Source organism: Clostridium sp. 001, assembly GCF_019056555.1.
In the GTDB taxonomy this organism is placed as follows: domain Bacteria; phylum Bacillota; class Clostridia; order Clostridiales; family Clostridiaceae; genus Clostridium_B; species Clostridium_B ragsdalei.
Genome location: NZ_CP020473.1, coordinates 4,298,722 through 4,312,003, shown reverse-complemented (window position 1 = coordinate 4,312,003; position 13,282 = coordinate 4,298,722). Strand labels below are relative to the sequence as shown.

12 protein-coding genes are annotated in these 13,282 nt (G+C 30.6%); 2 read left to right on the top strand and 10 right to left on the bottom strand.

The window, feature by feature from the left end:
* Window positions 1–169: 169 nt before the first annotated feature.
* From B5S50_RS20055 to B5S50_RS20010, 10 genes are all read right to left on the bottom strand, one after another.
* Window positions 170–646, bottom strand: a complete 477-nt coding sequence (locus B5S50_RS20055) for a hypothetical protein (protein ID WP_254306637.1) — start codon at window positions 644–646, stop codon at window positions 170–172.
* 148 nt (window positions 647–794) lie between these two features.
* Window positions 795–1,610, bottom strand: a complete 816-nt coding sequence (locus B5S50_RS20050; protein WP_217302680.1) for an SGNH/GDSL hydrolase family protein — start codon at window positions 1,608–1,610, stop codon at window positions 795–797.
* A gap of 20 nt (window positions 1,611–1,630) precedes the next feature.
* On the bottom strand, window positions 1,631–2,635 hold the full coding sequence (locus B5S50_RS20045) for an ABC transporter permease (protein ID WP_217302679.1): 1,005 nt from the start codon (window positions 2,633–2,635) through the stop codon (window positions 1,631–1,633).
* Window positions 2,636–2,651: 16 nt separating this feature from the next.
* Complete coding sequence (locus tag B5S50_RS20040; protein WP_217302678.1) at window positions 2,652–3,566, bottom strand: ABC transporter ATP-binding protein; 915 nt, start codon at window positions 3,564–3,566, stop codon at window positions 2,652–2,654.
* Between the two features lie 504 nt (window positions 3,567–4,070).
* A complete protein-coding gene (locus B5S50_RS20035; RefSeq protein WP_065076504.1) occupies window positions 4,071–5,249 on the bottom strand; it encodes an ROK family transcriptional regulator in 1,179 nt (392 codons plus the stop codon).
* A 198-nt stretch (window positions 5,250–5,447) separates the two neighbouring features.
* Complete coding sequence (locus B5S50_RS20030) at window positions 5,448–6,815, bottom strand: sugar porter family MFS transporter (RefSeq protein ID WP_217302677.1); 1,368 nt, start codon at window positions 6,813–6,815, stop codon at window positions 5,448–5,450.
* 71 nt (window positions 6,816–6,886) lie between these two features.
* Entirely contained in the window at window positions 6,887–8,389 is a 1,503-nt protein-coding gene (xylB, locus tag B5S50_RS20025) for a xylulokinase (protein WP_217302676.1), read from the bottom strand.
* Window positions 8,390–8,464: 75 nt separating this feature from the next.
* Window positions 8,465–9,787, bottom strand: a complete 1,323-nt coding sequence (xylA, locus tag B5S50_RS20020; RefSeq protein ID WP_013238479.1) for a xylose isomerase — start codon at window positions 9,785–9,787, stop codon at window positions 8,465–8,467.
* A 190-nt stretch (window positions 9,788–9,977) separates the two neighbouring features.
* Window positions 9,978–10,484 carry a QueT transporter family protein gene (locus B5S50_RS20015; RefSeq protein ID WP_217302675.1) on the bottom strand — a complete coding sequence of 169 codons (507 nt, stop codon included), beginning with the start codon at window positions 10,482–10,484 and terminating at the stop codon, window positions 9,978–9,980.
* Window positions 10,477–11,226 carry a hypothetical protein gene (locus B5S50_RS20010; protein WP_217302674.1) on the bottom strand — a complete coding sequence of 250 codons (750 nt, stop codon included), beginning with the start codon at window positions 11,224–11,226 and terminating at the stop codon, window positions 10,477–10,479. The genes B5S50_RS20015 and B5S50_RS20010 overlap by 8 nt, the downstream gene beginning before the upstream one ends.
* Window positions 11,227–11,767: 541 nt before the next feature.
* On the opposite strand from B5S50_RS20010, the gene B5S50_RS20005 reads away from it, so the two are divergent.
* Together B5S50_RS20005 and B5S50_RS20000 are read left to right on the top strand one after the other, a co-directional pair.
* Window positions 11,768–12,196, top strand: a complete 429-nt coding sequence (locus B5S50_RS20005) for an EamA family transporter (RefSeq protein ID WP_217302673.1) — start codon at window positions 11,768–11,770, stop codon at window positions 12,194–12,196.
* A 102-nt stretch (window positions 12,197–12,298) separates the two neighbouring features.
* Window positions 12,299–13,141, top strand: coding sequence for a DUF3307 domain-containing protein (locus tag B5S50_RS20000; protein ID WP_065076513.1), 843 nt, complete (start codon window positions 12,299–12,301; stop codon window positions 13,139–13,141).
* Window positions 13,142–13,282 lie beyond the last annotated feature (141 nt).

The following is a 13,282-nucleotide window of genomic DNA, read 5'->3' as shown; positions in this document are numbered from 1 at the left end:
TCACCAAATCAAAGATTTGGGATATCTGCTTTTCTCCAAGTGGGAGTAAAGAGCAGCTACGTCCCTGGATAACGATTTCTAAGCATCAGTTGGAGCTAAAACTCCATCTGATGCCAGGAACTCTGTTTATAGGGTATATTTTGTAAATTATAGATCAAATTTATTTTAATCAAGCTTTTCTAGGTTCTTTTAAGTCTTGTAATTGATTATGTTTTTCTTCATTATCACTGTTTTCCTTATCATCAGTATGAATACTATGATCACCAGCTTCAACATCATTACTAGCAGCATTAATGTCATTACCTGTATTTTCATGACAAACTTCAGCTGGAGTTAATAATTCTAAGCATTTTGAAACTTTTTTATTTATCATACTAACAGCTAATAAAACAATTGAAATACCCCCATATAGGGCAATTGGTTCAAATATTCCTGGAAGCAATTGTGATGAAAGAAGCTGTTTAGTAACAGTAGCAGCAGGATATCCTTGAGCCACATATTGAGTAACAGCTTTTCTAAACAAATAAATATTATTAACCAATGATGCAATTCCAAGAATTGCCACAACTAAAGCAGCAGCATTCAAAGTTTTTGAAACAGAAATCTTTTTTGATTTCTTTAATCCAGTTTTATTTCTAATTTTCATAATAATTTATCTCCACTTCTGTCTTTAACGGTTATATTACAAATTTAATTTTACCGTTATTTAATTTTTTTTGTAACATATTGTTTCATTGACTTATATTACTAAATAATTGTTTCATTTAGGTGTCAATATTGTTAACAATTTATAACTATTGATAATTCTTTAATGCTTCAAACATTCTTTTTGAAATAGCCTCATAGCCTACAGAATTAGGATGGAAATTATCTGCAGCAAGATAATTTCCAGAATTATATTTAAAAAGGTCATATGTAGGGACATATACAGCATTATCATCTAATGATACAAGTTGATCTGTTTTGTAATTCCACTCATTTAGAAGTTCCAATTTATCTTCAGTTAACTCATTTCCAAAAGGATTATATAATCCAATAAACACAATTATACTATTCTGATTTCTTCCTCTTATCAATTTAAGAACATTTGACAGATTTTTCATGTACTTACTTTCAACTGTCTTTAAGCTATCTGTCTGAACAGCAGAGGAAACTGTACTTGAATTTTTAAAATTTTTTATTTCATTTCCACCAATAGAAATAAAAATCATATTTGAATCCTGTATATACTGTAGGGTCTGCTTACTTTTTACTATATTTAAAAGTCCAGAAGATACATCACCATTAACGGCAATGTTGGTAACGTCTATAGGTTTTTTAGTTTTATTTTTCCAAAGCTTAGAAAAATCATTTGCAAATCCACTATTAGTTTCATCCCCGGTCCCTCTTGCCAATGAATCGCCCATAACTAAAATATTATAGGAATTACTGTTCAATTTCTTTATTTTAGTATCCACAGCTTTATTCTCACTTCCCTTATTTGTAACTTTACTACTGGTGCTGCCAGATGCATTAGTAATACTAATAGAATATGCAAATCCTGCTGCAAATACTATTGTAAATATAAATGCAATAATAGATAAAATCGTAAATTTTACTTTTTTGTGCATTGCATTTTCCCCCCCTACCTCTAAACCAATACATCCTGTTTTTCAAATACATTGAAACTTATAACTAAAGATGCAATTGACCATAAACACAGCACTGATGCAGAAAAAGAAAGGTTCATCCCAGAAACAGGCTGGTAAGATGCCGTTAAATACTGTGTTAAATTCAAATTTACAGCAAAGAAATATTTAATCAGCGGCCAATCCTGCAAAAACATCTGGAGGAATCCCCCTCCTATTAAAGTTGCTAGCATTATACCCACAGATGTGACAGTATTTCTCACTATTACAGAAATCATAAAAGATAAAGTTGCAATATTTACAGAAACAAACCATCCAAGTGAATATACTAAGATAGCATACTGCCACTGGTAAATTCTTATTACATTTGATGAATCCAGCTTATTTCCTATGACTTTAAATCCCGTTGCCATAGGCTCATTCCATCCACCACTGTGAAATACAAAGCTTGATATTATTACACACATAAGCGCTGACTCTAAAATTACTATACAGGATAAAATCAAAACTCCAATGTACTTGCTAAGTAGTATCTTCCACCTTGGAACAGCCCTAGTTAACAATACCTTTATTGTTTTGGAGGAAAATTCTCCAGAAACAGCATCTCCTGCTAATATAATTATGAGCAGTGGTAAAAACAAATAGATTGCCTCATCCATAAAATCAATAGTAAATTTTGCACTAGTTGGAGTTATTGGGTTTATATTGTGATTTATATAATACTGCAACTGTTCAATTTGAATATTTATTGAATTTTTTCTGTCCTCTTTTATGTATTGGCTGTTCATAGTATTTTTTAAATATAGTATCTGCTGATTCACCATTGACTTCCAATTATAATTTTGAGTTTGTCCCGGTGTACCTGAAAATCTCATTATTGTATGTTTATATGATGCATTTTCTCCATAACAAAAAAGAGATACGAGTACAAGTAAAATTATAGAAATAAGAACTAGTTTCTTTTTTGAAAGCATCTTAAGTACTTCATTTTCAATTAATCTTATCAAATTTTATGCCTCCCAATTAAACAATTTGATTTCCCTCTGTCAGATTCAAAAACAAATCTTCTAGTGTCTTGTTTTTGTTGTCAACATACTTTATCATAAGTCCTCGTTCTACAAAGTAGGAATTTATCTCTTGAAGCTTTTCTAAAGAGACATTTGCTTCAAGCCTTTCTTCAACTATATTGCCTTTAACCTTCCAACTTTCTTCTAAAATTTTTCTTCCTTTTTCATTGTCACTTAAAACCCAGAAGACCCCCTGATTATTTAATAATTTATCTACATCTGCACTTTTCAAAACTGTTTCCCCATTTTTAATTATGGTTACTTTATCACACATAAGCTCTATTTCAGAAATAATATGACTTGATACAAGTACAGAAATATTTTTTTCACTTGCCAATTGCTTTACTAAGTTTCTAAGTTCACTTATTCCAGATGGATCAAGTCCATTAGTTGGTTCATCTAAAATGAGAAGTTTTGGATTATGCATTAAAGCCTGTGCAATTCCAAGCCTCTGTTTCATTCCAAGAGAATATGTACTTACTTTGTCTTTAATTCTATTCTTCAAACCTACCAAATCTACTACATTTATTATATCCTTTTCTGTAACATCTCTACTCATGGATGCCAGCATCTTTAAATTATCAATTCCACTCATATAGTTATATAAATCAGGTCCTTCTATAATACATCCCACATTTGACATAGCTTTTACATAATTTTTAGTTATAGAGTATCCACATATATCAATTTTTCCGGAAGTAGGCTTTGACAGTCCTACTATCATACGAAGTGTCGTTGATTTTCCTGCTCCATTAGGGCCTAAAAATCCCATTACTTCTCCCTGCTTCATTGAAAAACTTATTCCTTTAATTATCTTCCTGCCCTTTATTGTTTTTGTAACATTATCCAGTAACAATACTTCATCTCTCATCTTTATACCTTCTTTTTAAGAGTTATATGATATATACTTTATTATGAGTAAATTTATATTATATATCAATATCAATTGGCGGAATTTAATATTTTATTAATTTTAATAAGCTTCTAAAAAATAAACGTACATTTAGAACATATAATAAATACCTTAACTTTCGCAGTTTAAAAACTTTGCCAAGCAATTTTTTAAAGAACAAGGTTCAAAGTTCAAATATCAAATAAGGATAATTTTCTTCCTAACGTCATGAAATATTAAAATTATAGATTTCCTGAGGTACGAGGGAAATCATCTTTATCTGTTCTTTGTTATTTGAACTTTGTTATTTTCAAAAGCTTTGCGTCGTAATTTTCTTATATTAAGTCAAAATTTTATATGTACTAAAGTTGAGTAAATATATAAAATTAGAAATGCTGTGGTTTCCATATCACAGCATTTCTAATTTTATGATCTTTTAAATTATGTAACTTTACATATATACAACCGTTTAAATCCAATATATCATAATACATTGTCATTTAGGAAAAATATATTTTCCATAGGCAAAAGTGCTGCCCCATATACAGCTGCATTTTCCCCCAGATTTGAAAACATCACATTGCACTGACTTTCATCATAAAAGCTGTTATCCGTAAATATCTTTTTAATTAGTTCTTTTTCTATGAAATCCTTATAGGGAAATATCTCACCACCTATAAGGATATTTTTAGGATCTAATGTCAATATTATATTTTTAATGCCTTCAGCTAAAAAATCGATATATGTATCTAATACTGTTTTTGCTTTTAAATCCATTTCACTTTTCTTTAAAAAATCATCCAAGTTTCCATGTACGTCATCAAATGCTTCCCTGTATGCACCAAGTAGTGCCTTTTTAGAAGCATATAGCTCCCAACACCCTTTTCTTCCACAATTACACCTTTTACCATCCTTTACGATAGTCATGTGTCCAAATTCACCTGCACGTTTATTAAATCCCTTATATACGTTGTTTGCTATAACTACACCTGTTCCAATACCTTCTGTAATGGATATAAAAACAAGACTATTTTTTACATCGTTAAAATTAATAAATGTCTCTGCATAAGCTGATGCATTTGCTTCGTTTTCTATAAAAATAGGAAACTTGAAATAGTCCTCAAATTTTTTGAATGATACATTTTTAAATCCCAAATTAGGTACATTTTTTAATAGAAGTTCTTTTTCATTTACCGTACCAGGTAAGGAAAATCCTATTCCAAGTATTTTATCCGGTGAAATATTAAAATTATTCACCAAATATTCAATAGCCTCTGCCGTTTTACAAATCACATCAGTAAAATCATATAACTTTTCCGGCATACTAAAGTCTATTTCATGTATTATTTTAAAATTCAAATTTGTAAGTATAATTTTCACCTTATCTTTTGTAATCCACACTCCAAAAGAATATCTGCTGTCCGGCAGGAATTTAAGAATTGTAGGCTTTCTGCCACCAGTTGACTTTGCAACTCCAGCTTCCTCCAAAAAACCCTGTTCTATAAGTTCATTGCTGTTACTTATAACTGTTGGAATGCTTATATTAAGCCTTTGGGATATTTCCTGCTTTGTAAGTTTATTATTTCTATATAGCAAGTTCAATATTTTTTTCTGATTTAATATTCTTATTGTCTCTTGATCCACTGATTTTAATCTACTCATCTTAGTACCACCAATCAAATTTGAAATTGTAGCTATAATAATTTAATTATATCATTAATGTATATCATTTTTAAGTAAACGTTATAAACAGAGTTCTTGGTTTCAGGTGGAGTTTTTTCTGTTTATATAAAATGGGTGCTGATGATTTTCCACATCAACACCTAAAATTGTAGTTAATAAACAATTTAAATAATCTTTTTAACTAACTTTCTTTCCTTGTTCACCAGCACGTACTCTAAGAGTAGTTTCAATTTCTTCAAGTGATCGATTACGTGTTTCAAACACTTTGTAATGAACAAACCAAATTGCTGCAAAACAAACAACACCATAACCTATGAACAAATTACCAGTGCCAAAGAAACTTAATAATGTTGGAAATGTTAATGACACTACTGCATTAGAAGCCCAGTTAACTACACTGCCAAATGAATTACCTAATCCACGAATGTTTAATGGGAATACTTCACCAATCATAACCCACATTACAGGTCCCCAGGTAGCTGAGAAGAAAGCAATGTAAACGGTTAATGCAATAACACAAATAATTGAACCAATAAATGAGCCATTAGACAATTTCATTGAGAAGCTCATAATTAATAAAGAGACACCCATTCCAAGGCCGCCGTAAATCAACATCTTTTTACGATCAATTTTATCCATAATAGCAACAGCTACAGCTGTAACGATAACATTAAAAATTCCAATTCCTATGTGAGCAAGTAAAGCTGCTTGAACACCAAAACCAACAGCAGTAAAAATAGTTGGTGCATAGTAGAGAACTGTATTACAACCCATAACTTGTTGGAAAATAGCTAAGCCAACAGCAATAACCAATGCTGGATGAACAAATTTACTCAATAGTTCGCTAAGTCCACCACTTTTAATTTCAGCTTGTTTCTTAATCTCAACAAGCTCAGCATCAACAGCTTTTTGATTATGTTCATTCATCTGATCCAAAACTTCTTTAGCTTTATCAAGCTTTCCATCCTTAACTAAATAACGTGGACTTTCTGGTAATACAAGAGCACCTAAGAAAAGTATTGCAGATGGGATAGCCGCAAAGCCAAGCATCCAGCGCCAACCAGTATATAAACCTGAGAAACTGTAGTTAGTAATATAAGCTAATAAAATTCCACTCATAACCATTAATTGAAATAAACTTGACATAGATCCACGTTTTTCAGCAGGTGATAATTCTGCTAGGTATGTTGGAATTAATGCTGATGCAGAACCAACTGCCATACCAAGAATAATACGGGATATAATAAGTGTACTAAATCCTGTTGAAAATGCTGATCCAATTGCTCCAATAAAGAAAATAACTGCTGATAATAAGATCAACTTTCTACGTCCATACCTATCTGACATTGGTCCAATAATTGCAGCTCCAAGAACGGCTCCTACTAATACAGCACTAACAACCCACCCTTGCTGCCATGAATCAAGACTCATTTGTTTTTGGATAAATAAGATTGCTCCTGAAATAACTCCAGTATCATAACCAAACAAAAGGCCGCCAAGTGCACCAAAAATGTATACCATCGCACTATTAATTTTTACATTCATTAAACCCATCTCCTATTTTAATTTATATAGCCAAAAATTTCTTTCACAATCCCCATAATAATAAAATCTACTTATATAGATAAGTTATCTATTTCCTTAAACTTGTCTTTTAAACAACTATATAAAGATGAATAAACTTTATATAATTTATTATACTTTTCAACATTTTCTCTTATAGGCTGTATTTTATCCGTTGTCTTTATCAAAGCTTTACATGCTTCATCTACTGAATTAAAAAGTTTGCATCCAACTGCCGCAAGTATTGCTGCACCATAAGCTGGACCTTCCTTTGAATTTATAATACTTACATTTAAGTTGAAAACATCTGCAATTATCTGTCTCCAAAGCTTACTCTTAGAACCTCCACCACTTATTCTTACTTCCTTCATATCAACATTTAAATTTTTAAGTATTTCAAGCGAATCTCTAAGAGCAAAAGATACTCCTTCCAAAATGGATCTTGTCATATCTCCTCTTTTATGTGTTACATTTAATCCAATAAAACTTCCCTTTGCACAAGGATCGTTATAAGGCGTTCTCTCTCCTATTAAATAAGGTGAAAAGAATAGCTTATTACTTCCTACAGGAGAACTTTCTGCTTCTGAAAGTAATTTTTCAAATACATCTCCACCTATATCTGAGTTAACATTATCAACCCACCATTTAAGGCTTGATGCTGCAGATAGTATTACACCCATTTGATGCCACTTTCCATTAGCATGGCAAAATGAATGAAGCCTATTTTCCTTATCTACATAAAACTTTTCACTTGATGCAAAAACAACACCAGATGTTCCAAGTGCTACAGATAATACTCCAGAATCAACTGTTCCAGTACCTATAGCTCCAGCTGCCTGGTCACCTGCTCCAGCTATTACTTTTGTAGATGTTGATAGTCCAGTTTCACTTGATACTTCTTCTGAGACATTACCTACAACTTCATAGGATTCATAAACTTTAGGTAAAACATCTTCTTTTATCTCAAGTAAATCTAATACTTCATTAGACCATTTTCTATTTTTTACATCAAACATTACTGTTCCAGAAGCATCAGACACATCAGATGCAAATTTCCCGGTAAGTTTAAAACTTATATAGTCTTTAGGAAGCATCATATGTGCTATTTTAGCATATATATCTGGTTTATTTTCTTTAACCCAAAGTACTTTGGGAAGTGTAAAACCAGTTAAGGCCATGTTACCAGTATACTTTGAAAGTTTATCTTGGCCAAATTCTTTATTTAAGTAATCACACTGTTTTTGTGTCCTTTGATCACACCACAATATAGCAGGCATTAAAACCTTATTTTTATTGTCAAGAATTACAAGTCCATGCATTTGTCCACTAAAACTTATGCCTCTAATAGTTTCCGGTTTTATATTATGATTATTTATAAGTTCTCTAATTCCATCTTTAGTACTATTCCACCAATCATCAGGATTTTGTTCTGCCCATCCGACCTGAGGATAACTTATACCATAGTCTTTAGATACACTAGTTAAAAGTTCACCTTTTTCATTCATTATGATAAGCTTTACAGAAGAAGTTCCTAAATCAATTCCTAAAAAATTCACAGTAATCTCTTCTTTCATGAAATTATTGGTATTTCAGTAGAGGCAGTTTAAAACCACCCCTACATGTTTTAAATTCTATTTATCCTCAAGTATATATTGATTTACTACTGATTCTAAATATTCTTGTCTTCCTGATTTATTATTTATAACATTATTTTCCAAAGCATATTTTTCTAATTCATCAAATCCTACTTTGCCGTCTACTATGTCTTTACCTATTCCTGTAGAAAAACTTGAATATCTTTCTTTAATAAAGTTTTCAATAGGAGCATCTTGTAATAATTTATATGCAACTCTAAGTCCTTTAGCGAAACTATCCATTCCTGCTATATATGCTAAGAATAAATCTTCTGGTTCAAAAGATGCTCTTCTTACCTTTGCATCAAAGTTCAATCCTCCTGGTGCTATACCTCCATTTTTAAGTACTTCGTACATTGATAATGTCGTATCGTACACATTTGTAGGAAATTGATCTGTATCCCATCCAAGATGTGGATCTCCCTGGTTTGCATCTAAGCTTCCAAGTGCATTATTATTTCTTGCTAAGCATATTTCATGTTGAAAAGTATGTCCTGCTAAAGTAGCATGATTTGCTTCAATATTTATCTTGAAGTAATCTTCTAGCTTGTACTTTCTTAAGAATCCTAAAACAGTTGCTACATCAAAATCATACTGATGTTTTGTAGGCTCCTTTGGTTTTGGTTCTATAAGAAATTGTCCTTTAAATCCTATTTTCTTTGCATAATCTACTGCCATCTGTAGTATTCTAGCAAAGTTGTCCATTTCAAATCCCATGTCAGTATTTAGAAGTGTTTCATATCCTTCTCTTCCACCCCAAAATACATAGTTTTCTCCACCTAATTCATTTGTAACTTCTATTGCTTTTTTTAGCTGTGCTGCTGAATAAGCATAAACATTTGCATTACATGTAGTTCCAGCACCGTGTACAAATCTTGGGTTATTAAATAAGTTAGCTGTGCCCCATAATAACTTTTTATTATTCTTTTTCATTAAGTCCTTACACATTGCTACTATTTCATCTAAATTTTTATTTGTTTCTGCAAGGTCTTTTCCTTCAGGTGCTATATCTCTATCGTGGAAGCAAAAATAATCTATATCTAGCTTGTTCATAAATTCAAACGCTGCTTCCATTCTTGCTTTAGCAAGTTCCATTTTATCGTTTACATTGTCCCATGGTCTAACCATTGTTCCTGATCCAAACTGATCAGTTCCATTAGCAGTTAATGTATGCCAGTAAGACATTGAAAATCTTAAATGATCTCTCATCTTTTTTCCGCCAATTACTTCATCAGGATTATAATATTTAAATGAGTAAGGATTTTTCGAATCCGGTCCTTCATAATTTATTTTAGATACATTATTAAAGTACTCTTTCATCACAATCACTCCTTATTTTATTGTTGAATTTAGTATAACACCTTATCAAAACTTTTTCAAGTGCCTTTATAAAGTTATTTTATTAACATATTTCCCTTATATTTTATATATGTGCTATATTATTAGTCTTAAATATAGTAAAAAGGTAGCTTTATGATTAATAAAGCTACCTTTTAAAGGGCTAATATTACTAATTAAATTTTATTTTATCTATTTTCCTATTAGGAAATTTTATCTTCATTCTATCCAAAAATGCAGTATTTTTGAAAATCTTTTTAAATACAAAATACCCCAAAACCATTACTATAAGTTCTCCTAATGCCTGAGTAAAAAATGTGTAGAAAAAAGGTACTTTATAAAGTACATGTAGTTCCTCTGCTATAATTGCACTTCCTAAAACAGGCCATATAATTGAAACAAGCATATTTTTTGTCTTCCACATTGCATAAGTTGCCAAAAGAGTAGCAAAGCTTCCAACAAACACATCTACTATACTAAAGCTATAAAAATTTGCAACGGCACATCCTACAGTCAGTGAAATTATATAAAACGGATCTATAAAAGCCAGAAAATTAAGCATTTCACTAAATCTAAGACCTATTGGTCCCCAATAAGAAAGCTGTCCTAGCGCAATAGTTGAAACTATGTATATTGCAGCTACTATAGCTATTTTTACTAATTTATTAGTTCTACTCATTTATTTTGCCTCCAACTCCATCTAAATCCGCACCACATCTGGTGTCTATATCATCTAGTATCTCCACTCTATCATAATAGTTAGTCTGAAGAGATTGGAACAAATGACTATGATAAAACTCCTCTATGAGATCATTATCTCTCTTTACTTTTGTAGTATTTTCGCAAAATATATTTATTGTAACTCTTTCAAAATATTTTAGTGCCAATTCTACATCTCTTTGTAATTCCTTAATATTTTGTCCAACCATACCAAAGAGTAAGTTAACCCAATCAAAATTCTCAAATTCAGATGCCTTTCTATCCCCTATTCCTTTATTTAGCACATTTTCTCTATAACTTATATCAAAGCTCTCTGCTCCTACTATAAATTTTAATTCTGTAGGTCTAAATTGTTCTCTAAATAGTTTTATATCATTTTCATATTTAACATGACTTTCCATAATCAACTGCCCTATATTTTTGTTCCTACATAATTTAATAAGCTCAAATACAGTGGCAGCATCTAGTTCACTGGCACTTCCAGAGTTCATTATCTGAAGTACACCATATTTTCCCGTAACTTTTTGAAGTACTTTATGATTCAATTTATGATTTCTAAAGGCATTATAATCCTCATCCAAGTGGTAATCACAAAATATGCAGTTTCCCCAAAAGCATCCACTGCCCCTTAGAAGCACTACTTCCCTGGGCAATCTTTTAGTAACTTGCCCATATCTTTTTAACTTTGGTAAACGATTCATTTAACTTGTCCTCCTTGAATTTGAAAACATACATATAAGAAATGAAACTATCCTGGACGTGAAAAAAAGGCAGAGATATTTTCCACCTTTTAATTACAAAATAAACTATTTAAATAGTTAATCCCTAGTTTTATTTATAGACAGGATGGTTACGAACTGTCTTATACGATTTTTCTCAATTTATTATACGCTATAAAGTGTTTAAAATCAAGAATTTTAAGGGAAATATATATTTTATATTTTTTAACAAATGATACGAAATGTTATTAAATTTTGTGTTTTACGTTTGCAAATATGTTTGCAAACAATACTTTAGATTTATTATAATATATAACATATTTTCATATTACTTATTGGAGTTATTAATTTATATTGAATTTGTTGACAATTTTTGATATAATTCATATATCGTTTATTAATTAAATGTAATAAATATACTATACAATTTAATGCACTAGCGGAAAGATAAGCCCGGAAAGTAATCTATTTTCGGGCTTTTGTATTTTTAACAAAATTTATAAGTAAAGGCAAGGTTAAAATTATGTTTATGTATGTATTTTCAGTTGTACTTATAATTGCAGCAAATATCTTTTATAACATATGTCAAAAAGCAACACCACAAAAAGCAAACCCATTTATAGCGTTGTTCGCCACCTATGCAATAGCGTCAATAGTAACTTTAGTTTTATTTCACTTTTCTAAAACAGATAAAGGATTTTTGGGATCAATTAAAGATTTAAATTGGACTAGCATAGTCCTTGCTTTTTGTATAGTAGGACTTGAATTTGGATATATCATGGCCTACAGATCTGGTTGGAGCATAAGTGTATGCCCTCTAGTAGCAAACAGTATTCTTGCAGTTCTGCTCATTCCCATTGGGATATTCATTTTTAAAGAGAATTTTGAATTAAATAAGCTATTTGGAATAATATTCTGTATTATAGGTTTAGTACTGATAAACAGAAATTAAAATGACAAATATTGGTGGTCGTGATATAATTAACCTACTACTTAGTCATTATAGTACTCACTTAGATTATCTATATACTGAGATATATGGAGGTTAAAATAAGTGGTCTTTTTACAATTAGCTATTCTATCCCACTGCTTAGCAGATTTTATATTTCAAAGTAATGATATTGTACAATTAAGAAAAAGTTCTAATTTAAAGAAGTGTTTAAAAGGTAACATCATCCATGCCATAATCGTATTTAGCATATTATTTACCTTCCTAATTGTTGGATATAAATTTAAAACAACATTAGCTTATTCACTTCTAATAGGACTTTTTCATTTTACGATTGACTTAATTAAAAATTTACTTTCCCTAAAGATAAAATCTATCCATGATAGACCTATTTGTTATCAAAAAGCCTCTTTTCTTTATATTATTTTAAGTCCCCTTTTCCGATGGATTAATTCCTTAATTTTTATTACAGATCAAATCCTACATGTAGCAGTTATCGCTTTTATTTGGGGACAAACTAGCATACAAAGTAGTGAAAACATTATTAACTGTGTCTACCTAAGCAGAACTTCTACTATAGACATTCTAAGTTATTTAATTATATACCTGTATGTATGTTTTGGTGGAAGATTCTTTATAAATGTTGTTATATCTGAACTTTATCTTCAACCATATAAAAATAAGGCAATGAATGTTCAAATCATATCCCACTTAGAAAAGACTTCCGACAGTGACTATATAGGAATATTTGAAAGGTTTATTATAATCACTTTAGTTATCAATGGAGCATATCAGGCAATAGCATTTATATTCACAGCAAAGTCAATAGCAAGGTTCCGTGAATTAGAAGAAAAATACTTTGCTCAATATTACCTAGTAGGTACTCTATTTAGTACGTCTCTTGGCATCTTAGGTGGAATTTTATTGAAATATATAATCGATAAATAGTTGAATATTTTTTCTCACCAATTTTACTTACAAATCATAAAATATCACAAAAGATAATTTGTGCAAATATCACTTGAAAACGTGTTTTGATTTTTAACTAAACATTGTATGTGTTTTGATTAAAACCTAAACACGTATAAT